20 protein-coding genes are annotated in these 23652 nt (G+C 70.7%); 18 read left to right on the forward strand and 2 right to left on the reverse strand.

Annotated elements, in window-relative coordinates; genetic code table 11:
- Window positions 1–3: 3 nt before the first annotated feature.
- The 9 genes from rfbC (at window position 4) to ACFVYN_RS02645 (ending at window position 11790) form a co-directional block, all read left to right on the forward strand.
- Window positions 4–606, forward strand: coding sequence for a dTDP-4-dehydrorhamnose 3,5-epimerase (gene rfbC / locus ACFVYN_RS02605; RefSeq protein WP_389991396.1), 603 nt, complete (start codon window positions 4–6; stop codon window positions 604–606).
- A 208-nt stretch (window positions 607–814) separates the two neighbouring features.
- On the forward strand, window positions 815–1135 hold the full coding sequence (rplU, locus tag ACFVYN_RS02610; RefSeq protein WP_030601628.1) for a 50S ribosomal protein L21: 321 nt from the start codon (window positions 815–817) through the stop codon (window positions 1133–1135).
- Window positions 1136–1149: 14 nt separating this feature from the next.
- A complete protein-coding gene (gene rpmA / locus ACFVYN_RS02615; protein ID WP_030961848.1) occupies window positions 1150–1404 on the forward strand; it encodes a 50S ribosomal protein L27 in 255 nt (84 codons plus the stop codon).
- 108 nt (window positions 1405–1512) lie between these two features.
- Window positions 1513–2949: a GTPase ObgE gene (gene obgE / locus ACFVYN_RS02620; protein WP_389991400.1), complete on the forward strand. Its 1437-nt coding sequence runs from the start codon at window positions 1513–1515 to the stop codon at window positions 2947–2949.
- Between the two features lie 103 nt (window positions 2950–3052).
- The gene (locus ACFVYN_RS02625) at window positions 3053–4564 is read left to right on the forward strand and encodes an FG-GAP-like repeat-containing protein (RefSeq protein ID WP_389991402.1); all 1512 of its coding nucleotides are present in this window, start codon (window positions 3053–3055) and stop codon (window positions 4562–4564) included.
- Between the two features lie 202 nt (window positions 4565–4766).
- The gene (locus ACFVYN_RS02630) at window positions 4767–6317 is read left to right on the forward strand and encodes an alkaline phosphatase D family protein (RefSeq protein WP_389991405.1); all 1551 of its coding nucleotides are present in this window, start codon (window positions 4767–4769) and stop codon (window positions 6315–6317) included.
- A 424-nt stretch (window positions 6318–6741) separates the two neighbouring features.
- On the forward strand, window positions 6742–8241 hold the full coding sequence (locus ACFVYN_RS02635) for an SDR family NAD(P)-dependent oxidoreductase (protein ID WP_389991408.1): 1500 nt from the start codon (window positions 6742–6744) through the stop codon (window positions 8239–8241).
- A 179-nt stretch (window positions 8242–8420) separates the two neighbouring features.
- Complete coding sequence (locus ACFVYN_RS02640; RefSeq protein ID WP_389991638.1) at window positions 8421–10478, forward strand: hypothetical protein; 2058 nt, start codon at window positions 8421–8423, stop codon at window positions 10476–10478.
- Between the two features lie 118 nt (window positions 10479–10596).
- Window positions 10597–11790, forward strand: a complete 1194-nt coding sequence (locus ACFVYN_RS02645; protein ID WP_389991411.1) for a glycosyltransferase family 2 protein — start codon at window positions 10597–10599, stop codon at window positions 11788–11790.
- Here the strand turns inward: ACFVYN_RS02645 and ACFVYN_RS02650 are convergent.
- Window positions 11774–13792, reverse strand: a complete 2019-nt coding sequence (locus ACFVYN_RS02650; protein WP_389991641.1) for a hypothetical protein — start codon at window positions 13790–13792, stop codon at window positions 11774–11776. The two genes, ACFVYN_RS02645 and ACFVYN_RS02650, sit on opposite strands and share 17 nt — an antisense overlap.
- Window positions 13793–14122: 330 nt before the next feature.
- On the opposite strand from ACFVYN_RS02650, the gene proB reads away from it, so the two are divergent.
- The 5 genes from proB to ACFVYN_RS02675 all read left to right on the forward strand — a co-directional run bounded on the left by proB (window position 14123) and on the right by ACFVYN_RS02675 (window position 19183).
- Window positions 14123–15229, forward strand: coding sequence for a glutamate 5-kinase (gene proB, locus ACFVYN_RS02655; protein ID WP_389991644.1), 1107 nt, complete (start codon window positions 14123–14125; stop codon window positions 15227–15229).
- 209 nt (window positions 15230–15438) lie between these two features.
- Window positions 15439–15993, forward strand: coding sequence for a hypothetical protein (locus ACFVYN_RS02660; RefSeq protein ID WP_389991414.1), 555 nt, complete (start codon window positions 15439–15441; stop codon window positions 15991–15993).
- 86 nt (window positions 15994–16079) lie between these two features.
- The gene (locus ACFVYN_RS02665) at window positions 16080–17366 is read left to right on the forward strand and encodes a glutamate-5-semialdehyde dehydrogenase (RefSeq protein WP_389991417.1); all 1287 of its coding nucleotides are present in this window, start codon (window positions 16080–16082) and stop codon (window positions 17364–17366) included.
- A 68-nt stretch (window positions 17367–17434) separates the two neighbouring features.
- A complete protein-coding gene (locus tag ACFVYN_RS02670; RefSeq protein WP_389991420.1) occupies window positions 17435–18028 on the forward strand; it encodes a hypothetical protein in 594 nt (197 codons plus the stop codon).
- Between the two features lie 78 nt (window positions 18029–18106).
- On the forward strand, window positions 18107–19183 hold the full coding sequence (locus ACFVYN_RS02675; protein WP_389991423.1) for a hypothetical protein: 1077 nt from the start codon (window positions 18107–18109) through the stop codon (window positions 19181–19183).
- Window positions 19184–19285: 102 nt separating this feature from the next.
- On the opposite strand, the gene ACFVYN_RS02680 is transcribed toward ACFVYN_RS02675, so the two are convergent.
- A complete protein-coding gene (locus ACFVYN_RS02680) occupies window positions 19286–20386 on the reverse strand; it encodes a M48 family metallopeptidase (RefSeq protein WP_389991426.1) in 1101 nt (366 codons plus the stop codon).
- Window positions 20387–20532: 146 nt separating this feature from the next.
- Between ACFVYN_RS02680 and ACFVYN_RS02685 the strand changes: the two genes are divergently transcribed.
- The 4 genes from ACFVYN_RS02685 to ACFVYN_RS02700 all read left to right on the forward strand — a co-directional run bounded on the left by ACFVYN_RS02685 (window position 20533) and on the right by ACFVYN_RS02700 (window position 23542).
- The gene (locus ACFVYN_RS02685; protein ID WP_088245276.1) at window positions 20533–20691 is read left to right on the forward strand and encodes a hypothetical protein; all 159 of its coding nucleotides are present in this window, start codon (window positions 20533–20535) and stop codon (window positions 20689–20691) included.
- A 129-nt stretch (window positions 20692–20820) separates the two neighbouring features.
- A complete protein-coding gene (locus tag ACFVYN_RS02690; RefSeq protein WP_389991429.1) occupies window positions 20821–20985 on the forward strand; it encodes a hypothetical protein in 165 nt (54 codons plus the stop codon).
- 78 nt (window positions 20986–21063) lie between these two features.
- Window positions 21064–21702 carry a nicotinate-nucleotide adenylyltransferase gene (gene nadD, locus ACFVYN_RS02695; RefSeq protein WP_389991432.1) on the forward strand — a complete coding sequence of 213 codons (639 nt, stop codon included), beginning with the start codon at window positions 21064–21066 and terminating at the stop codon, window positions 21700–21702.
- 16 nt (window positions 21703–21718) lie between these two features.
- Window positions 21719–23542 (forward strand): LCP family protein, encoded by a 1824-nt coding sequence (locus ACFVYN_RS02700; RefSeq protein WP_389991435.1) that lies wholly within the window; start codon window positions 21719–21721, stop codon window positions 23540–23542.
- Window positions 23543–23652 lie beyond the last annotated feature (110 nt).

Below are 23652 nucleotides of genomic sequence, written 5' to 3' on the forward strand. Positions count from 1 at the left end.
GCGATGCGACCTCTTTCCATCTCCGGTGCCTGGGTGTTCGAGCCGAAGGTCTTCCCCGACGGCCGGGGCAGCTTCCACGAGTGGTTCAAGGCCCCGGTCTTCGCGGAGGCCGCGGGCCATCCGCTCGGCCTGGCCCAGGCCAACATGTCGGTCTCCAGCCGGGGCACCCTGCGCGGCATCCACTTCGCCGACGTGCCGCCCGGGCAGGCCAAGTACGTCAAGTGCGTGCGCGGCGCGGTCCTCGACGTGATCGTGGACATCCGCACCGGCTCGCCGACCTTCGGCCAGTGGGAGATCGTCCGCCTGGACGACCGGGACCACCACGCCGTCTACCTCTCCGAGGGACTCGGCCACGGGTTCATGGCACTCACCGACGACGCCACCGTGGTCTACCTGTGCTCCGAGGGGTACGCACCCCAGCGCGAGCACGGCATCCACCCGCTCGACCCGGAGATCGGCATCGAGTGGCCCGAGGGGATCGCCCCGCTGCTGTCCCCCAAGGACGAGCAGGCGCCCACCCTGGCCGAGGCCCGTGAGCAGGGGCTGCTGCCCTCCTACGAGGAGTGCGTGGCCTACCGGGAGAGCCTCGGCTCCCTCGGTTCCTGAACCCGCAGGTTTGAAGTGGGACGGGGCCCGGTTTGACCCGTTCGGCCGTGGCCCCGTAACCTGGAGCGTCGGCGTGTCCACTGGTGACACGCCACATCCCCGTAAACCTCTTCCTCTCGGGTCGCTGTTCTGGCCGGGAGAGGCCGTTCGCTCTGCCGGGCGGCTGGACTGCGGGGGTGCCGTTCCCGAGCGAGAGAGTGAGATCCGCGTGTACGCCATCGTGCGCAGCGGTGGTCGCCAGCACAAGGTTGCTGTCGGCGACATCGTTGAGGTTGACAAGATTTCCACTGCCAAGGTTGGCGACACGGTCGAGCTCTCGACCCTGCTCGTTGTCGACGGCGAGGCTGTCACCAGCGACCCGTGGGTGCTGGCCGGCATCAAGGTCCAGGCCGAGGTCGTGGACCACCACAAGGGCGTCAAGATCGACATCCTTCGCTACAAGAACAAGACCGGCTACCGCCGTCGTCAGGGCCACCGCCAGCAGTACACGGCGATCAAGGTCACTGAGATCCCCGCGGCTGCGAAGTAAGGGACTGAGGAGAGATGGCACACAAGAAGGGCGCATCGTCCACCCGTAACGGTCGTGACTCCAACGCTCAGCGCCTCGGCGTCAAGCGCTTCGGCGGTCAGGTCGTCAACGCGGGCGAGATCCTGGTCCGCCAGCGCGGCACCCACTTCCACCCGGGTGCGGGCGTCGGCCGCGGCGGCGACGACACGCTGTTCGCGCTGAACGCCGGTGCGGTGCAGTTCGGCACCCACCGTGGCCGCAAGGTCGTGAACATCGTTCCGGTCGCCTGATCGGAAGCTTTTCGCGAGGCGGACCTCACTTCCCTGGTGGGAAGCGGGTCCGCCTTTCGCGTGTTGTACCCGTAGGTATTCCGTACGTTTTTCTGGAGGCACTGAACCATGACCACCTTCGTGGACCGCGTCGAACTGCATGTCGCCGCGGGTAACGGAGGTCACGGCTGTGCCTCCGTCCACCGGGAGAAGTTCAAGCCGCTCGGCGGTCCCGACGGCGGAAACGGCGGGCGGGGCGGCGACGTCATCCTGACCGTCGACCAGTCCGTCACCACGCTGCTCGACTACCACCACTCCCCGCACCGCAAGGCCACCAACGGCAAGCCCGGCGAGGGCGGCAACCGCTCCGGCAAGGACGGCCAGGACCTCGTCCTGCCGGTCCCGGACGGCACCGTCGTCCTCGACAGGGCGGGCAACGTCCTCGCCGACCTGGTCGGACACGGCACCTCGTTCGTCGCCGCCCAGGGCGGCCGCGGCGGCCTCGGCAACGCGGCGCTGGCCTCCGCCCGCCGCAAGGCCCCCGGCTTCGCGCTGCTCGGCGTGCCCGGCGACCTGCAGGACATCGTCCTGGAGCTCAAGACCGTCGCCGACGTGGCGCTGGTCGGCTACCCGAGCGCGGGCAAGTCCTCGCTGATCTCGGTACTGAGCGCGGCCAAGCCGAAGATCGCCGACTACCCCTTCACCACGCTGGTCCCCAACCTCGGTGTGGTGACCGCCGGCGAGACCGTCTACACCATCGCCGACGTACCGGGCCTGATCCCGGGCGCCAGCCAGGGCAAGGGCCTGGGCCTCGAGTTCCTGCGGCACGTCGAGCGCTGCAGTGTCCTCGTGCACGTCCTGGACACCGCCACGCTGGAGTCCGACCGCGACCCGATCTCCGACCTCGACATCATCGAGGCGGAACTCAGGGAGTACGGCGGCCTCGGCAACCGTCCCCGCATCGTCGTCCTGAACAAGATCGACGTACCGGACGGCAAGGACCTCGCCGAGATGGTGCGGCCGGACCTGGAGGCGCGCGGCTACCGCGTCTTCGAGGTGTCCGCGGTCGCCCACACGGGGCTGAAGGAGCTGTCCTTCGCACTCGCCGACCTGGTCGGCAGGGCGCGGGCCGCGAAGCCCAAGGAGGAGGCGACCCGGATCGTCATCCGGCCCAAGGCCGTGGACGACACCGGCTTCACCGTTACCCGCGAGGAGGACGGCCTCTTCCGGGTGCGCGGCGAGAAGCCGGAGCGCTGGGTGCGCCAGACCGACTTCAGCAACGACGAGGCCGTCGGCTACCTCGCCGACCGCCTCAACCGCCTCGGTGTGGAAGAGGCGTTGATGAAGGCGGGCGCCCGCTCCGGCGACGGCGTCGCGATCGGCCCCGAGGACAACGCGGTCGTCTTCGACTGGGAGCCGACCGTCATGGCCGGCGCCGAGATGCTCGGCCGACGGGGTGAGGACCACCGCTTCGAGGAGCCCCGGCCCGCCGCCCAGCGCCGCCGCGACAAGCAGGCCGAACGGGACGAGGCGAGCCAGGAGTTCGACGACTTCGAGCCCTTCTGAGCGAACACCGGGCGGCGCCCCGGCCTACCGCAGGACAACCAACCGCCCTTCCTGTGAGTCGTACGGAGCAATCCGTACGACCGTCACAGGAGGGGGACGCGGCATGCGCGGACAACGAAGAGGGTGGCGCACGGGGCTCGCCGTCGTCCTGGCGGTCGGCGGGGCCGTGGTCCTGCCCGCCACCGCGGGTGCGGCGCCGCACCCGGTGCGGGACGACTTCAACGGGGACGGCTACGCGGATCTAGCGGTGGCCGCCCCCGACGGGACCGTCGCCGGGAAGGCGAAGGCCGGGTTCGTCGGCGTGCTGTACGGCTCGGCGAGCGGCCCGAAGGCCTCCACGAAGCGGGTGTTCAGCCAGAACAGCGCCGGGATGCCGGGCACCGCCGAGGCGGGCGACCGGTTCGGCAGCGCGCTCACCACCGCCGACCTCGACCGGGACGGGTACACCGACCTGGTCGTGGGCGTGGGGGGCGAGAACAGCGGGTCCGGCCGGGTGCAGGTCGTCTGGGGCGGTCCCCGCGGACTGTCGGGCGGTGCCACCCTCGCCTCCGGTGCGGCCCACGACCGGCTGGGCGCCGAGGGCCGGCTCGCGGCGGGCGACGTCGACGGGGACGGCGCGAGCGACCTGCTGACCGTGGTGAACCAGCACGACCTCGTGGCGACCGGCGGCCCCTTCACCCGCGGTGGCTCCGCCGGCGGGGAGCGCCAGGTGGTGAAGGACAGATACGACAGCCGCGTCCTCGACCTGGCCGTCGGCGACCTCAACGGCGACGGGATCACGGACGTCGTGGCCGCCGAGAACGGCACCGACACATTCGACTCCCGGCGGATCGCGTACTGGTGGGGCACCAAGGACGGCCTCACGCCGTGGACCCTGGTCTACGACATCGACGGCGCCGCGCTCCAGGGCGGCGAGAACCTCGCGGTCGGGGACGTGAACCGGGACGGCTACGCCGACATCGTGGTGGGCCGGACCGTCGAAGGCTACGAGAGCGACGGGGACACCTACCGCGCCAAGGGCGGCCGTATCACCTGGATACCCGGCACCTCGGGCGCTCCTGACGGTGTGTCGGCCCAGTTCGTCAACCAGGACAGCCCCGGCGTGCCCGGCACCGCCGAGAAGGGCGACCGCTTCGGCACCGACGTCCAGCTCGCCGACGTCGACGGGGACGGCTACCTCGACGTGGTCACCGGCGTGCCCGGCGAGGACCTGGGCACCCCCACCGACCCGGACGCCTGGCCCGACGCGGGATCCGTCGTCGTGCTGAGCGGGCGGGCCGACGGGCTGACCGGCGCCGGCTCCCACCAGGTGGTCACGCAGAACAGCACGGGTGTGCCGGGGGCCGCCGAGAAGGGCGACGCCTTCGGCGGGGCCGTCCATGCGGGTGACACCAACGGTGACGGACTGGCCGACGTCGCGGTCGGCGCGCCCGGCGAGAACGCGGGCGCCGGGTCCGTGTGGTCCTTCCGCTCCCGGGCCCAGTACGTCGTCTCGCCCGGCGGCCTGCCGATTCCGGCCACCGTCCTGGGGCCGGACGGCACGCTCACCTTCGGCCACACCCTGCTCGGCACCACGGCCGCGAAGGCCCGTCTGGGCTCGGGCTTCACCAACTAGAACCCAAAAGATCGTCAGTCGGCAGTGTCCTGAAGGCCGTTGCGCCGGGATCACGTTCATCATGTGATACCCGAGTCGCAACGGCTCTTCTGTTGTCTACCTATTTGTCATGCACGCGAACACTCTGGTTCAACGCACGGATCACCCCGAAGCGTGAGCTTCCAGGGTGCCCAAGAGGTCAGCGACGCAAGGGAGTTCGCCCATGTACGGAGCAGCATCACCCGGCCGACGCCGCTTTCTGACCGCAGGCGCCGCCGTGCTCGGCGCCGCCGCCTCCGCGCAGCTGTGGCTGCCGGGCACCGCGCGAGCCGCGGAGACCCCGCTGCCCGACGGGGTGTTCAGCCTCGGGGTGTCCTCCGGCGACCCGCTGCCGGACGGCATCGTGCTGTGGACGCGGCTCGCCCCCGATCCGCTGAACGGGGGAGGCATGCCCGACAGAGTGGTGCCGGTCGAGTGGGAGCTCGCCGAGGACGAGCGCTTCCAAAAGGTGGTCCGCCGGGGCACCGCCCAGGCCCTGCCCACGCTCGGACACAGCGTCCACGTCGATGTACGGGGCCTGCGCGCGGGCCGCGCGTACTGGTACCGCTTCCGCGCCGACGGCCAGCTCTCGCGCACCGGCCGCACCCGCACCGCCCCCGCCCCGCACACCTCCCGGGGCACCCTGCGTCTCGCGCTCGCCTCCTGCCAGAACTGGCAGAACGGCTACTTCACGCCGTACGCCGACATGCTGGACCAGGACCCCGACGTCGTGCTGTTCGTCGGCGACTACATCTACGAGTCGGCGCCGTCGTCGGCCGGTCCGCGCCGGCACGAGGGCACGGGGGAGCCGTACACCCTCGTCCAGTACCGCAACCGGTACGCCCAGTACCGCACCGACCCGGACCTCGCCGAGATCCACGCGAATGCCCCCTGGGTGGTCACCTTCGACGACCACGAGGTCGACAACGACTGGGCCGGCGAGGTCCCGCAGGACCCGGAGAAGCAGCCGCACGACGCGTTCGTGGCCCGGATCACGGCGGCCTTCCAGGCGTACTACGAGCACATGCCGGTGCGTGCCACCGCCGTGCCGAACGGCCCGCACATCCAGATGTACCGGCGGCTGGAGTTCGGCCGTCTGGTCCGGCTGAACGTGCTCGACACCCGGCAGTTCCGCAGCGACCAGGTCACCAGCCAGGCCGCCGCCCAGGACCCCTCGCTCACCATGCTCGGCGCCGAGCAGAAGCGGTGGCTCCTCGACTCGCTGCACGGCTCACCGGCCCGCTGGAACCTCATCGCCTCGCAGATCATGATGGCCGAGACCGACATCCTGCCCGGCGAGGGCAAGCTCTGGTACTACGACGCCTGGGACGGCTACCAGGTCGAACGCAACGCCCTCCTGGAGGAGTTCAAGAGCGTGCGCAACCCCGTCGTGCTCTCCGGCGACCGCCACCTCACGATGATCAGCGACCTCAAGGAGGACTACGCCGACCCGTCCTCCCGGGTCGTCGGCGCCGAGTTCGTCGGTACCTCCGTCTCCAGCAACGGCGACCAGGACCAGGCCGCCTTCCACGCCCAGTGGGACCCGCTGCGGGCCGACAACCCGCACTGGAAGTTCATCGACGCCCACCGCGGCTACCACCTCTTCGACATCGACCGGCACGGCATCGACGCGCAGGTCCGGGCCGTGGACACGGTGCTCAGGCCGCAGGCCACGGCGATCACGCTGGCACAGCTGCGGGTGGACGCGGGCAAGCCGGGGGTACGGCCCGTGTGAGCGCGGGTGGCCCGGGAATCTCCTCCAGCCCGTTCCGGACAGCGCGAATCGTTCTCTTACCCTTGCCGAGACCGAAAAGCTGCGGAATCTTGACAAGGAATTCCGCGGCAATGGACTGCCGGACGAGTTGTATTCCAAGCCGATCCGCAACGGGGCCGTCATGCATAGGAAGAACGCGTGCGGTCCGGTACCCGACGACGTGAAGATCCTCACTCCCGATGGGCGTGCGGATCATGGGCGCCCCCCAGGCTCCGGTCCGCCGAGGCCGCGGCCCGGGCGCTGTACGGGGCGCTCGCCGTCACCTCCAGTGCAAGATGAACGACAGATGGCGCGCACATATGCGGTGAACGGCGGTCGCCTTGCACAGCGGTAACCGCAAGTGGGACCATTTCCCCGTTCCCTGTCGCCCCGAGGTAGGTCTTCTGTGTCCCAGCACATCGCCAAGCCCCGTACCACCGCAGTGATCCTGGCCGGTGGTACCGGTCAGCGTGTGGGTCTCTCGATCCCCAAGCAGCTGCTGAAGATCGCCGGCAAGGCAGTCATCGAGCACACCCTGACCACCTTTGAGAAGGCCGACTCCATCGACGACATCATCGTCCTGATGGCGCCGGGCTACGTTCCGGACATAGAGAAGATCGTCGCCAAGGCCGGGTTCACGAAGGTCAAGAAGATCATCGAGGGTGGTGCCACCCGGAACGAGACCACCGAGCGCGCCATCGCGGCCCTCGGCGAGGGCCTGGCCGAGGGCGAGGACCTGAACGTCCTGTTCCACGACGCGGTGCGCCCGCTGCTGTCGCGGCGCGTCATCGACGACTGCGTGGTCGCCCTGGAGCGCTTCCAGGCCGTCGACGTCGCCATCCCGTCCGCGGACACCATCATCGTCACCCGCAAGCACGGCGACGACGGCGAGTTCATCACCGAGATCCCGGACCGCTCCCGGCTGCGCCGCGGCCAGACCCCGCAGGCCTTCAAGCTGTCCACCATCAAGCGCGCCTACGAGGTCGCCGCCGGGGACCCCAACTTCCAGGCCACGGACGACTGTTCGGTCGTGCTCAAGTACCTGCCGGACGTGCCGATCCACGTCGTCGCGGGCGACGAGTACAACATGAAGGTCACCCAGCCCGTCGACGTCTTCATCGCCGACAAGCTCTTCCAGCTCGCCTCGAGCGCGGCCCCCGAGCAGGTGAGCGACGAGGCCTACCGCGAGCTGCTCACCGGCAAGACCGTCGTCGTCTTCGGCGGCTCCTACGGCATCGGCAAGGACATCGGCGAGCTCGCCGAGTCCTACGGCGCCAAGGTGTACGCGCTGGGCCGCTCCACCACCGGCACCCACGTCGAGAACCCGGAGGAGGTCGACGACGCGCTGTCCAAGGCGTACGCCGAGACCGGGCGGATCGACTACGTCGTCAACACCGCGGGCGTGCTGCGCATCGGAAAGCTGGCGGAGACCGACAACGCCACCATCGAGGAGGCGCTGAAGGTGAACTACCTGGCGCCGGTGCAGATCGCGCGCTCCTCGTACAAGTACCTGGCGGAGACCAAGGGCCAGCTGCTGCTGTACACCTCCAGCAGCTACACCCGCGGTCGCGCCGAGTACAGCCTGTACTCCTCGACCAAGGCGGCGATGGTCAACCTGACGCAGGCCCTGTCCGACGAATGGGCGGGTGACGGTGTCCGGGTGAACTGCATCAACCCCGAGCGCACCGCCACCCCCATGCGCACCAAGGCCTTCGGCCAGGAGCCCGCGGGCAGCCTGCTGTCCTCCGAGGCGGTGGCCCGCACCTCGCTCGACGTGCTGCTCTCCGAGCTGACCGGGCATGTCATCGACGTCCGCCAGCAGGACCCGACGGCCTCCGCGGGCCAGGCCTCCGGCTTCGAGGCCGCGCTGGCCAGTGTCCTGGACCGTCAGGACGGCGTGGCATAATCAGGAACAATTAGTCTTCGGTAAATTCAGGCCTCTGTGGCTGCCCGTTCCTGGTGCATTCACAGGGGCCTGAAGCCTTAAGCAACACCTGAAGCCTCAAGCAGCGTTAATTGGTAAACAACCGGCATCCCTCCCAGAGCAGGTTTTCAGTGATAAGCACTGCTATTCGCGTCGCCCGGGTGGGCAGCGCGGCCGAGCTGGCCGCGGCGGTCCTCATGCTGGCGGGCTTCCCCGCCATAATGGTGGCCGCGCTCATCCCGAGCGTCCCCGCCTTCGCGGCCGCGACCGCCGTCACGTACCTTGCGGACCACTATCTGCACCGCCAGGGCAGTTATCTGATCAACCGCCTCAGCAAGGTGCGCGCCGGACTGTCGATCCGCTTCCTGATCAGGCAGCTCCTGCTGATCCTGCTGCTGGCCCGGCTCGACCTCTCCAACAACCTGATCTTCTACGGCGCCACCGCCTGCTTCATCGCGTTCTACGGCCTCCAGGCCCCGCACGGCGCGCTGGTCACCCTGATCCGCAACCGCCGCCGGCTCCCGGTCGCCACCCGCAACGTCGACCTGGCCTCCCGCCTCCGCATCCCGGACGCCCCACGGTGGGGCATGCTGAACCGGTCGGCCGAGAAGATGCTCCACCTCGACCTCGCGGCCGTGGTCGGCATACTCGTCGCCGCCGCACTGGACTCGTCGCTGCCGGGCTTCATCGGCATCGGCGTGACGATAGCGCTCGGCTCCCTGTACGTCCTGGCGCTGACGCCGTACGTGCGCGGCAAGAAGGTCCCGCCGAACGCCGAGAAGGTCCTCGCCAAGGTCGACGAGTGGCTGCGCGACTACAAGCCGGAGACGGTGCTCTACTTCTCCGGCTCCAAGGACTCCGTCTACCAGGTCAACATGTGGCTGGAGACCATGGAGCAGCTGGACTCCAGGCCGCTGATCATCCTGCGTGAGCGCGTCATCCTGCAGAACCTCGCGCCCACCACGGTCCCCGTCATCTGCGTGCCCGGAGGGGTGCACCTGATGAACATGGACCTGTCCACGGTGCGGGTCGCGCTGTACGCGGCGAACGTCGGCAAGAACATCCACCTGCTGCGTGTGCCCACCATGAAGCACGTCTTCATCGGCCACGGCGACAGCGACAAGCTGGCGAGCGTCAACCCGTTCAGCAAGGCGTACGACGAGGTGTGGGTGGCCGGCCGGGCGGGCCGCGACCGCTACGCCATCGCCGACGTCGGGGTCCGCGACGAGGACATCGTCGAGGTGGGCCGCCCGCAGCTGGCGCCGATCCAGAAGCGGCAGGGGACGCCGGACCCCCGCGGCGGAGCCGCTGATGGATACTGCCCGACCGTGCTCTACGCGCCCACCTGGGAGGGCTGGGACGGCGACCCGGGCAACACCTCGCTGATGCTGGCCGGCGAGAACATCGTGAAGAAGCTGCTGAAGGCGGACCCGCCGGTCCGCGTCCTGTACAAGCCGCACCCCTTCACCGGCACGGTCCTGCCCAAGGCGGCCGCCGCGCACGAGAAGGTCACCGCGCTGATCGTGCAGGCCGCCGCCGAGCGCGCCACGGACCCCCGCTTCCCGACCGACGCGGCCGCGCTGGCCGCCGCCACGGCCGAGCTCGCCCGCATCGAGGCGCGGCTCGCCGTCCTGGTCGGCAGCGGCGGCGAGAAGGGCGACGAGGCCGAGGCCAGCCGTGACGGCGTGGTCGACGTGGCCAAGTACGAGGAGATCGCCCGGCTGCGCGGCGAGTGGAACGACGTGTACTGGCGCTCCTTCCCCCAGTGGCAGCACCGGGTGGTCACGGGCGCCGAACCGCGGCTGTACGACTGCTTCAACGTCTCCGACGCGATGGTCTCCGACATCTCCAGCGTGGTCTCCGACTTCATCGCGAGCGGCAAGCCGTACGCGGTCACGGACTCCGCGGAGCTGGGCGTGGAGGAGTTCAAGCGGCAGAACACGGCGGTGCGGGCGGCCACGGTCCTGTCCAACAAGGCCACCGAGCTGGGCGAGCTGCTCGACGCGGTCCGCGACCCGGCGGCCGACCCGCTGGCCGAGGACCGGGTGGAGCTCAAGCAGTACCTGCTCGGACCGGACGAGCCCCCCTCCATCGAGCAGTTCAACACCGCGGTGGCGAACCTCGCGATCAAGGCCGAGGCGCGCAATGTCGGCCAGGAGTCGCGGCCCGCGGTCTCGGCGGCGGAGGCCTCGGCGGCGGAGGCCACGACCAAGGCCTGACCTCCCCTTCGTAAAGAAAGGGCCCGGTTTTCGGGGGTGATCCCGAAAATCCGGGCCCTTCCTGCGTATGTCCCAGTGCCGGAAGCGATTCGGGAAACAGACCGTGGCTGGGGGAGAAGTGACCGTTGCGCAGCCTGATGTGACCGTGGTCATCGGGGCCTATGAGGCGATGCCGTATCTGGTCGACTGTCTGGCCTCCGTGGAGGCACAGACCATCGGCCACGCGCGCGTCGAGGTCATCGCGGTCGACGACGGTTCGGCGGACGGCACCGGGGAGTACCTGGAGGAGTTCGCCGAGCGGACCTCCCTCGACGTCACGGTGATCCGGCAGGACAACTCCGGCGGCCCCAGCGGCCCGCGCAACGTCGGTCTGGGCAAGGCGACCGGGCGGTACGTCTTCTTCCTCGACGCCGACGACCGGCTCGGCCCCGAGGCCCTGGAGCGGATGGTCGTGATGGCCGACCGCAACGGCACGGACGTCGTCCTCGGCCGGGTCGAGGGCGTCAACCGCAAGCCGCCGACGTCGATGTGGGGGCAGACCCTGGAGCGCACCGACGTCTTCTCCTCCAACATCAAGTTCACGCTGAGCGCGCAGAAGTTGTTCCGCCGCACGTTCCTCGAACGGCACAGCATGCGCTTCGACGAGTCCCTGTGGACCGGAGAGGACGCGCTGTTCACCATGGAGGCCTATCTGCGGGCCGACGGCGTCTCCGTGATCGCCGACCACACCTGCTACTACCTGGTGGGCCGCGCGGACGGCAAGCACGTCACCAGAACCGGCAGCCACACCCTGCGCTTCGACTCCGCGCGGGCCCTGATGAACCTGATCGCCGACATGGTCCCGGCGGGCGCGAGGCGTGACGCGCTGATGGTGCGCCCCTTCCTCGTCACCCTGCTCCCGCAGTTCGGCCCGAAGTTCCTGAAGGACGGCGAGGCGGTCCGCCAGGAGAAGCTGGAGCTGGCGAAGCCCCTGGTGGACGCCTACTGGACCGGTGAGGTGGCCCACCGCCTCCGCGTCCACGAACGTCTGCGGCTCCAGCTGGTGGCGATGGGCCGCCCCGATCTCCTGGTGGAGGTCCTGGAGTTCCAGAGGGCGAAGAAGACCCCGGAGGCGGTGCTGGAGAAGGGCGGCCGCCGGGTGTATCTCGCCTACCCGTTCTTCCGGGACCGCTCGACGGGCCTGCCCGACTCCGTCTACCTCGCCGAGCCACGGGAGGCCCGGGAGGTGCCGGGCTACCGGGAGGTCGGGATGGACCAGCTGCTGCGCCGGGCGGTACGCAAGGCACGCAGGGTCCTCACCCCGACAGGGTGAGCCTCCCGGAGGCCGACCCGGTCTCCTCCTCCCGCCGCTGCCACGGCAGCCGCCGCGCCCGAGCCGCCGCCCCCAGAGCCTGTACGGCCCTGTCGAACCGTTCCTGCGAGGACGGCTCGTCCGGACCCAGCAGCCGCCGCTTCAACTTGGCCCGCGCCCCGGCGAGTTCGTCCAGCTCGGGGTGGCGTACGGCATCCAGCAGTGCCCGCACCCCCTCCGCGTCCGGAGTCAGCACCGTCGCCGCCCCCGCCGTGGGGAACGCCGCGCGGAACTCGGCCTCGCTCAACCCGCTGGTGTTGGCGACCGCGTACGGCTTCCCGCTCGCCAGGAAGTCGCTGGCCACGCTGGACACATCGCTGATCAGCAGGTCGGCCCGGTTGAAGCAGGCGTACAGGGTGGGCCGGGCATCGGTGACGACCTGGTGCTCCCACTCCGGCAGCGAGGCCCAGTACGCCCGCTCCCAGGCCGCCGTCGCCCGGGCCACCGCCTCGGCCCGGCCCGGCTCCGGCGTGGACTGCAGCAGCATCCGCTCGACCGAGTCCGCGGCGGCCCGGAAGGACGCGGTGGTGAGCCGGTCCAACTCCCGTGTCCTTCGGGAGAGTTCACCGTCGTCGGCGGGCCGTTCCCCGGTCCGCTCCCGGTTCGCCGCCCGCACCAGCTCACGGATCCTCAGGTCCGCCGCGCCCGCCCGCGCGTCCACCGAACCGGTCAGCGGGTGCGGTTTGTACAGCAGCCGCACCCCCGGATCCGCGAGCAGCGCCCGCACGATGTTCTCGCCCGCCTCGATCACCGAGGTGTTGCCGGGGTTGCCGTCCCAGCCCTCCCAGGTCGGCGCGTACAGCACGGTCGTGTACGCCCCGGCCGGCGGTCCCTCGTACGGCCGTACCGCCTCCAGCTGCGGGCGGCCGATCTCCACCACGTCCTTGTCCTCGACGCCCACCTGGGCCGCCGCGTACCGCTCGCGGGCCGCGGGACCGGCCACCCACACCTCGTCGTAGGCCTTCGCGTACGGGTTGCAGGAGGACAGCTTGTCGCTCTCGCCGTGGTTGACGAAGGTGTGCTTGATCGTGGGGATGCGCAGGACCTGGGAGGTCTTGCCGGAGTTCGACGGGTGGACGAGGACCTGGAGGGTGGACTGCTCCAGGCGCAGCAGCGTGGACACCTTCGGCAGGCAGACGATCGGCAGGTCGGTCGCGGCGATCTTCTGCATCATGAACCGCTCGCGCAGGATGATGACCGGCTTCCCGTCGAGCTTCGCTAGCGGCTCCAGCCACATGTTGGCCTGGTAGGCGGAGGACACTCCGCCGGAGAAGTACAGGCCGACGGTCGGCCGGTACGCGGCGAGCCACGCGTCGAACCAGTCCAGCACCTCCTGCTCGCCCGCCGGACGCCGGCTCGGCAGCAGCCGTACGAGCAGGTCGTACAGGCCCATGAGGGCGAGCCCGAGGGACATCGCGATGCCGAAGGCCGCGCAGCGGGGCTCGCCGGTGGCCGCCGTGACCAGCAGACCCGTCGTGGCGGGCAGGCCGTGGGCCAGCAGGCGGGGCCCCGGTCGGCGCAGCAGGGCGGGCGGGGCCGGGGTCAGGCGGAGCGCGGAGGCGTCGATGTTGCGGGTGACCACCGGGAGGGTGCGGGTGCGGCGGACGAGGACGGAGGCCGCCTGGAGCGCGCAGTGCAGCGCGTAGCAGGCGAGCAGCCCGGCCACCAGCGCGGTGTACGCCGTCTCCTCGTCCTCCGGGGTCAGCCGCAGCAGGCCGAGCACCAGCAGCAGGTCGCGCAGGACGTGCCGCACGGTGATGTCCGCGTGGGACTTGGCGAACAGCGACACCATGCCGCGCTGCCAGCGGTGCAGCACGCCTTCGACGGCCAGGGAGGCGGCCGTCGCGGCGAGCAGCAGCGGGACGTGCGGACGCAGGGCGGCGACGGCCTGGGCGACGACGGCGGCTGCCAGGACGGCGGCGACGAGCGCTCTCGTCGCGGTCTGCCGTCCCGGCAGCCGCAGCGCGGACCGGAGGCGGGGGAGGCGTTTTCGCACAGGGGACACTCCAAGGTCGTCGCGAGACGGACGCCCTGGTTAACGGGTGCCGACCTCCGGACGACACGCGCGTGTCCCCTGCCCTCCGGGACGGCCAGGTGCTATGTGCCGGTCCTATCCGACCGAGCTGCCGACCGGCTGGGCGACGAGCTGGGCCAGGGGATCCTCGGGGGCGGGACGGACGGTCCGGGACGTGGACGGATGCGCGTCGGCGCGTCCCGTTCGCGTACATTGCGGACGAGGACCCATAGGTGGCGCGAGGGGACAGGACACAAGGTGGCAGGGGCAAGGCAGGCCGTGGGCGAGGCCCGCAGGATCGTCGTCAAGGTCGGTTCCTCGTCGCTGACCACCGCTGCCGGCGGCCTCGACGCCGACCGGGTCGACGCGCTCGTCGACGTCCTCGCCAAGAGCCGCAGCGGAGGTGAGAGGGAGGTCGTCCTCGTCTCCTCCGGAGCCATCGCCGCCGGCCTCGCCCCGCTGGGCCTGCGCCGCCGCCCCCGCGACCTCGCCCGCCAGCAGGCCGCCGCCAGCGTCGGCCAGGGCCTGCTCGTCGCCCGCTACACCGCCTCCTTCGCGCGCTACGGCGTCCGCGTCGGCCAGGTGCTGCTGACCAGCGACGACATGAGCCGCCGCGCCCACCACCGCAACGCATCCCGTACCCTCGACAAGCTCCTCGCGATGGGCGCCCTGCCGATCGTCAACGAGAACGACACCGTCGCCACCGACGAGATCCGCTTCGGCGACAACGACCGCCTGGCGGCCCTGGTGGCCCACCTGGTCCACGCCGACCTGCTCGTCCTCCTCTCCGACATCGACGGCGTCTACGACGGCGACCCCAGCAGGCCCGGCACCTCGCGGATAGCTCAGGTGCGCGGACCCGAGGACCTGGCGGGCGTCGACATCGGCAGCGCCGGCAAGGCGGGCGTCGGCACCGGCGGCATGGTCACCAAGGTCGAGGCCGCCCGGATCGCTGCCGCCGCCGGCATCCCGGTGGTGCTGACCAGCACGGTCCACGCGGCCGAGGCGCTGTCCGGCGGTGACACCGGCACCTACTTCCACCCCGCCGGCAAGCGCTCCGCCGACCGGCTGCTGTGGCTCCAGCACGCGTCCACCCCGCAGGGTGCGCTGACCCTGGACGACGGCGCGGTGAAGGCGGTCGTCGACCGTCGCACGTCGCTGCTGCCGGCCGGGATCGCCTCCGTCGAGGGCGAGTTCGTCGCGGGCGACCCCGTCGAACTGCGCGACGGCACCGGGCACGCCGTGGCCCGCGGGCTCGTCAACTTCGACGCCAGGGAGATCCCGCGGCTGATCGGCCGCTCCACCCGGGAGCTGGCACGCGAGCTGGGGCCGGCCTACGAGCGGGAGGTCGTCCACCGGGACGATCTGGTGATCCTGCACCCCTGAGGACCGTCCGAGGACCGCCCGGCGCCGAACGGGGCCCCGGATGCCCGGGGTACTGCCCGAAAACGGGGTGAACGCCCTGCCAAGGGCGTCGCCCTGAGGTGGACGTTCCGCAAAACCGCCCCACGAGCCCTTGCGGCCTGCTCAACTTTGTCCCGGGGACAACATTCCGCCCGGCCCGTGGGGTCGACCTGTGCATGAAGGAGGCCGTCGTGAGACGAGTGCGCCCTGGGGCGGCGGCGTCCCGCGCTGGTACGGCGGCTCCGTCCGGTCGCCCCGCAGGAACCGTGGCGCGGGCGGCCGGCGGTTCCTCCGCCCCGGCCGGGGGCGAGACCGGTGGCCCGGCCAAGCGGGCGGCCGGTGAGGAGCGGACCCTGACCAGCGTCGCGGCCGGGGACCGCTACCAGGGCGAGGAGCCCCAGGACCTGCCGCGCCTGTGGCATGTCACCCTCAGCGTCTCCGGTGACGAGGCCCCGCTGAAAGAGGTCCGGCGCGCCCTCGAACAGCTCGCCCACGACCACCCCTTCCTGCTGACCAGCCGCTACGCCAACGATCACGCCGAGATCCGCTACTGGGAGGAGGCCCGCGACCTGCACGACGCGGCCGCCGTCGCCCTGCGCCTGTGGGGCGAGCACCGGCAGACCGCGGGACTGCCGCCGTGGGAGATCGTCGGCCTGGAGGTCATCGACCGCCAGACCTACCACCAGCGCATCGCCGAGGGGTACGGCCCGCCGCCGGCCACGCCGGTCGGGGCCCACCCGTTCTGATCACGTCCCGGCGGTGTCCCTTTGATCCCGTCTCGCGCTGTGGAACAACGGGTGGACGGCCTCGCCCGGCGCACTACCCTTCCGGTATGACCTCGCTCTCGCCGTACGACTCCATGACCCCGGTCACCCAGGCCGCCTACCGGGCCAAGGCCGCCGCCGCCGACCTCGCCCCGCTGCCCAGGGCCGAGAAGGACGACGCGCTGCTCGCCATCGCGGACGCCCTGGAGGTCCGCACGAGCGAGATCGTCGAGGCCAACGCCAAGGACATCGCCAAGGCCCGCGAGGCCGGCACCAGCGAGGCGATCATCGACCGGCTGACCCTCACCCCCGAGCGGGTGCGTGCCATCGCCTCCGACGTCCGGGACGTCGTCGCGCTGCCCGACCCGGTTGGCGAGGTCGTGCGCGGCTCGACCCTGCCGAACGGCATCGACCTGCGCCAGGTCCGCGTCCCGCTCGGCGTGGTCGGCATCATCTACGAGGCCCGCCCGAACGTCACGGTCGACGCCGCCGCCCTCTGCCTGAAGTCCGGCAACGCCGTCCTGCTGCGCGGCTCGGGCTCCGCATACGAGTCGAACACCGCCCTCGTACGGGTCCTGCGCGACGCCGTGGGCGGCGCCGGACTGCCCGCCGACGCCATCCAGCTCGTGCCCGGCGAGTCCCGCGAGAGCGTGCGCGAGCTGATGCGCGCCCGCGGCCTGGTCGACGTGCTCATCCCGCGCGGCGGCGCCTCGCTGATCCGGACCGTGGTCACCGAGTCGATCGTCCCCGTCATCGAGACCGGCACCGGAAACTGCCACGTCTACGTCGACGCCCAGGCCGACCTCGACATGGCGATCGACATCCTGATCAACTCCAAGGCCCACCGGGTCAGCGTCTGCAACGCCGCCGAGACCCTCCTGGTCCACCAGGACATCGCCCCCGAGTTCCTGCCGCGCGCCCTGGACGCCCTCGCCGAGGCCGGGGTGACCGTCCACGCCGACCAGCGGGTGCTGGCGTACGCCAAGGACACCAAGGTGACCGTCGTCGAGGCCACGCCGGAGGACTGGGACACCGAGTACCTCTCCTACGACATCGCCGCCGCCGTCGTCGACTCCCTCGACAAGGCCGTCGAGCACATCCGGCTGTGGAGCTCCGGCCACACCGAGGCCATCGTCACCACCTCCCAGCAGGCCGCCCGACGCTTCACCCAGCTGGTCGACTCCACGACCGTCGCGGTCAACGCCTCCACCCGCTTCACGGACGGCGGCCAGTTCGGCTTCGGCGCGGAGATCGGCATCTCCACCCAGAAGCTGCACGCCCGGGGCCCGATGGGCCTGCCGGAGCTGACGAGCACGAAGTACATCGTCACCGGCGACGGCCACATCCGCCGCTGAGCCGGGGCGCCCCGGGCGGGCGAGAGGTGTCTCATACGGTGGATGAATTTCCATACCGTCTGCCCAAATTGACCCCCCAGGTCTACTCTGGATTCGTGCCGGAGGACGTGGGGGGCACGCCGTTCCCTGACGGCTGGGAGCCCGACGACGACCACGACCGCGGGGTGTCGGACGAAGAGTTCGCCTCCGTGGTCTTCGACGAGGCCTTCGTACGGGCGGCCGTGGTGCACGAGCCGACCGCCGTCGAGCGTCTCCTGGCCGCGGCCCGGGCGAGAGCGGAGGCCTCCGAGGCCGAGGCCCGCCGCGCCCGTCCCAGAGCCGAGCGGTACGACGACGGCTACGGACCCGGCGGTTTCGGCCATGATCCCGAACTCGACGACCTGGACGACCCCGACATCCTCGAGGGCCGCTACGGCGCCCCCGGGACGTACGGCAGGCAGGTCCGCTGGCACCGCCCCGTCGCCTGGATGCTCGCCCTCGTCATGGGCATCGGCATGGTCGCGCTGGCCTTCACGGCGGTCTACCGGGGTTCCTCCACCGGCAGCCGCGACCGGGTTCCGCCGCCCGCCTCGACCGGTCTGGAACAGGGAAGCGCGGTGACGCCCTCGGCGTCGGCCGAATACTCCCAGCCAGCCGTCTCCGCGTTCCCGCGCACGCCCTGACGCTCCTGGTGAGAACCTGTCAGAACTTGTCGCACAGCGCGGCGTTTACCTGAGCTCCCCGAGACCTACCCTGAAGATATGGGAGGGCCGGCAGACCCACCAGAGGGGACACCCGAGGGCGGCCCCGTGGGTGGTGAGGACGAGTACCGATCCGTCGTCTTCGACGAGTCGTTCGTCCGTGCTGCCCGCCTCCAGGAGTACTCCGCACAGGAGCGCATCGCCGACCACGCGCCCGCTGTCCGCCGCCGTCCGCCGCTGCGCCGGGGACTGTCCCGGCAGGTGCTGATCCTGGTCCTGCTGATCGCCGTCGCCTTCGGCACCGCGATCTACATGGGCGTACGGCACCCCTACCAGAACGCCGCGATCCGGCAGCCCGTCGAACCCCTGCGGATGACCGTCATCCCGCTCGCCCCCGCAGGCAAGGTCCCGGGGCACCCCGACGCCGAGTACCTCTACGCGCACAGCCCCGCCGCGCAGTACCGGCACGGCGCCGAGGGCATCCCGCTGCCGGCCTCCCGCCGCACCGCGCACTTCTCCGACAGCCAGGTCGTGTCCGCGCTGACCACCGCCAAGGACTACATCGTGCGGTCCTCGCTCGACCCGGACGTCCTCGTCGGCGCCCAGGTCCGTGCCGTACGGGTGCTCCTCGACACGGACCAACTCGACCAGTTCGACCAGAGTTTCTCCCACCCCGCCGCCGACGGACGGCACGCGCCGACCGGGTGGCTGGTTCGCTTCGACCCCACGCAGGTGCGGCTGGCCGACGGCGGGATCCGGGTGCAGGGCAGCCTCCAGGCCGCCGAGACCGACTCCTCGACGCTGGAGGTCACGGCGGACCACACGTTCGTGTACGCGCTGAGGGCGGCCGGCGCGGCCGCGGTCGCCCAGGGTGAGGTGTCGCTGTTCACCGTCCGGCGTGAGCTGCACTTCCGGTTCGACCGGGACGATCTGCGGATGCACACGGCCCAGCTGGTCGTGTCCTACGTCCAGGCCGGGCCGCTGTCGTGTGCGGAGGACTCCACGAACCGCTTGCATCCGTTGCTGGCCGGACAGACCGCGAAGGCGGGCGGGCCGGCCGGGACGGACCCGTATGCGACGGGAAGCGCGACGGCGCTCTGCGGGTCGCTGGCCACCAGCGCGCAGCCGAAGGTGTGACCGGGGGGCACGAGGTCGTTCGCCGGCTGCGGGTCCGGTGGGGCAGCGGGTTCGGTGGGGCAGCGGGTTCGGTGGGGTCGGGTGCTTCGGTCGGGGGTGGGGTCAGTCGTCCTGGGCCGGTCCGTTCCCTTCGGCCGGCCGTCCGTCGTCCCTCGGGGTCGGGTTCGAGAAGCCGCCGAAGCCCCTGCGCACCCTGCCACCCAGGTCGCCCGCTCCGCCCGCGATGTCGCTGACCAGCTTCATCAGCGGGTCCTTGGAGCTCTTGACGTTGGTCGCGTAGCTCGCCGCCGACTCGCGGAAGGAGTCCGTGACCGAGGTGTCCTTGTCCTCGGTGCGGCGTGGGTAGTGCCCGTCCATGATCCGCTGGTGGTCGCGGGACTCGGCCCACTTCTTCAGCTCGGCCGCCCGCACGGTGGTGAAGGGGTGGGAGCGCGGCAGGACGTTCAGGATCTTCAGCACGGAGTCGCGCAGGTCACCGCCGGCCTCGTACTCCTCGGCCTGCTTCAGGAACGCGTCCACGTTCATCTCGTGCAGATGGTGACCGCCCGCCAGCTTCATCAGACCGCGCATCGAGGCCTTCAGGTCCTGGCCGACCAGGAGTCCCGCCCGGTCCGCCGACAGCTCCGACTTGCGGAACCACTCCCGCAGCGCGGTCACGATCGCCATGATCGCGAGGTTGCCCAGCGGGATCCACGCCACCCTCAGGGCGAGGCTGGTCAGGAACAGCAGGATGGTCCGGTAGACCGAGTGACCGGACAGGGCGTGACCCACCTCGTGGCCGACGACCGCCCGCATCTCCTCCTCGTCGAGCAGGTCGACCAGCCCCGTGGTGACGACGATGATCGGCTCGTCCAGGCCGATGCACATCGCGTTCGGCTGCGGGTCCTGGCTGACGTACATCGGCGGGACCTTCTCCAGGTCCAGGATGTAACACGCGTCCCGCAGCATGTCGTTGAGATACGCGAACTGCTGGTCGGAGACGCGCACCGAGTCGGACAGGAACAGCAGCCGCAGGCTCCGCTCGGGGAGCAGGCCGCTGAGCGCCTTGAACACCGTGTCGAAGCCGCTCAGCTTGCGCAGCGCCACCAGGGCGGAGCGGTCGGCGGGGTGCTCGTACGCACGCGAGGAGATACCCGGGAAACGCCTGCGCTGCCTGCTCGGCACGTTCTCGTGTCCGTTGTGCTGATGGCCGTCGTCGGACATGTCTTCCCCCATGTGCGTCTTTGGCTGTGCCTCTTCGGCCGATGTGATCCTTTGCGGACCCTTGTGCGGCCCTTTGCGCCCCCGAAGCAGAGCCCAGCCTAGGCGGAGATAGCGTGGACGGGCAGTACAGCGAAGGAGTCCACATCATGGAGCACACCCGGGCCGCCTGGCTCACCGAGGCCGCGAGCGCCGCCGAGCAGCAAGGGTCCGGAAATCTGCTCCGGGTCGTACTGGTCGTGATGTTCCTGGGCTGTGCGTTCACCGCGTGGTTCCTGCTGCGGGGGTACAAGCGGAAGGACGACTGAGGAAGGGCGAAGGTTCCCCGACCTCCTGAGCGCGGCCTCCAATGGTGGAGTCGGCGTGAGCGCCCTCACCGCGCCCCCTTACCATGAGCCGACATCTTTATCCCGCCCACCGGATAGGTCCTGCCGAAGATGAGCTTCCACAGCACCGCTGCCCAGTTGGTCACCCTCGCCGCTGAGGGCGAGGAGCACGGCGGCAACCACGAGAGCCTCAGCCCCCTGCTGACCGGCGGTGGCGCGCTCTTCGTCCTGCTGCTCCTGCTGTGGATCACCACTCGTTTCAACCGCGACCGCTGAGGCACCGGGTGCCCGAAGCGGGGCACTGCGGGCCTCCGCCTGCCCGGTTCCTCAGACCGGGCCGGTAGGGTCTGCCGCATGGGAGAGCAGGACATGCCTACCGGCCCGGGCAACGGCCCGTCGAGCCGCGGCAAGCGCCGACTGGGCGTCATGGGCGGAACGTTCGACCCGATCCACCACGGACACCTCGTGGCGGCCAGCGAGGTCGCCGCGCAGTTCCACCTGGACGAGGTGATGTTCGTACCGACGGGCCAGCCGTGGCAGAAGACCCACCGCGCGGTCTCCCCGGCCGAGGACCGCTATCTGATGACGGTCATCGCGACCGCCGAGAACCCGCAGTTCTCGGTCAGCCGCATCGACATCGACCGCGGTGGCGCGACCTACACCACGGACACCCTGCGCGACCTCAAGGCCCTCAACCCCGACACCGACCTCTTCTTCATCACCGGCGCCGACGCCCTCGGCCAGATCCTCACCTGGCGGGACACGGAAGAGCTGTTCGCCCTGGCACACTTCATCGGGGTCACCCGGCCCGGCCACACCCTGGCCGACCCGGGACTTCCCGAGGGCGGCGTCTCGCTCGTCGAGGTTCCCGCCCTCGCCATCTCCTCCACCGACTGCCGGGCGAGAGTCGCCAAGGGCGACCCCGTCTGGTACCTGGTGCCGGACGGAGTCGTGCGGTACATCGACAAGCGCGAGCTGTACCGCGGCGAGTGAGCCGAGAGGGGCACCGGTGAACGACCGATACGACGCGGACTACGGCGACGAACAGGAAAACCAGTACCAGCTCGTCGGCTACGACGAGTACGGCCGGCCGGTGTACCAGCAGGTCCCGCCGCAACAGGCCCCGCAGCAGCAGTACCACCCCTACGCCCAGCAGGGCTACGGCTACGACCCGTACGCCACCGGGGGGCAGCAGGCCACGCCGTACGACACGGGCACCCAGAACCCCGTCCCGCCCTACGACCCCTACGCGGCGGACACCGGTCAGCAGGCGCCCGTGCCGTCCTACGACCCCTACGCCAACGGCGGCGGGCAGGGCGGCGGTCCGGCGACGGCGTACGACCCCTCCGGCCGGGCCGCCGCGAGCGGCCGGCAGCCGCGCGTCGCCGAGCAGACCGCCTACATCCCGCAGCAGGGCGGACCGGCCGCGGGGACACAGACCGGCCAGGGGTACGCCGGGGGGACGCAGCCCGGCCAGGGCCACGGCGCGGGAGCGCCGGTCGGTCAGGGGCGGGTTCATGCCGGCGCGGAGTCCGCCGACGGGGACGAACGGCAGTACCACACCGCGCAGTTCGCGTTCGTCGAGGAGCCCGACACCGACTCCGAGGACGTCATCGACTGGCTCAACTTCACCGAGAACCGCACCGAGCGCCGCGAGGAGGCCAAGCGCCGTGCCCGCAGCCGGCTCGTCGCCCTGGTTGTCGTCCTCGCCCTGGTCGCGGTGGGCGGAGTCGGTTATCTCTGGTACGCCGGGAAGCTGCCCGGCCTCTCGGACCCGGAGAGCAAGAAGGGCACCACGATCGCGGCGAGCGCCCAGAACCGCGACGTGATCGTCGTCCATCTGCACAACACCACGAAGGGCGGCACCTCCACGGCGCTGCTCGTCGACAACACCACCACCAAGCAGGGCACCACCGTCCTGATCCCCAACTCTCTCACCCTGACGGCCGACGACGGCTCCACGACGACCCTCGCCAAGTCCGTCGACGACGACGGCTCCTCCGGGACCGTCGACTCCCTCGACACCGTCCTCGGCACCGACATCGAGGGCACCTGGCGCCTGGACACCCCCTATCTGCAGAACCTGGTCGACCTCGTCGGGAACATCGACGTCGACACCAACGTCGCCGTGCCCGATCCGGACGCCAGGAAGAAGGGCCAGGCGCCCCTGGTGAGCAAGGGGAAGGACCAGACCCTCAGCGGCAAGACGGCCGTCGCCTACGCCACCTACCGTGCCTCCGGCGAGGCCCAGAACGCCCAGCTGGAGCGGTTCGGCCAGGTCCTGCAGGGCGTCCTGCGCAAGCTGTCCTCCGACCCGACGGCCGCGACCACCACCGTGCAGACGCTGGCCCAGATCCTCGACCCGTCCCTGACGGACAAGGACCTCGGCACCTTCCTCGCCAAGCTCGCGGACCTCGCCAAGAGCGGCGACTACAAGACCGCGCTGCTGCCCGTCCAGCAGGACGGCACCCTGAGTGCGGAGGCCAGTGCGAGCGTGGTCAAGGACGTCCTCGGCGGCAAGGCGAAGAGCCCCGACAAGGACGCTGCCGTGAGCGTCTCGGTCCAGAACGCCACCGGCACCAGGGACAACACCGAGAAGGCCCGCGTCGTCCTCCTCAACGGCGGCTTCACCTTCATCGACGGCGGCACACCCTCCTCGGCCCGGGCCACCTCCAAGGTCGTCTACGCCGACGCCGCCGACAAGGCGAACGCCACCGAGGTCGCCAAGACCCTGGGCCTGCCCACCAGCGCCGTCGGCAAGGGCACGATCTCCTCGAGCGCGAACGTCTCCGTGATCCTCGGCCAGGACTACAAACCCGACTCCTCTTCCTAGGCCCGGCTCCGGGCCCCCAGCGGCACCCCGCGTGATCTCCGCCATCGCGTGGGGTGCCGTCGGCGGTCCGTGAGACCCTTGGTGTCAAGTGACCGCCGACCGAAAGCCTT

The sequence above is a fragment of the Streptomyces sp. NPDC058307 genome (genome assembly GCF_042880295.1).
Classification (GTDB): Bacteria; Actinomycetota; Actinomycetes; order Streptomycetales; family Streptomycetaceae; genus Streptomyces.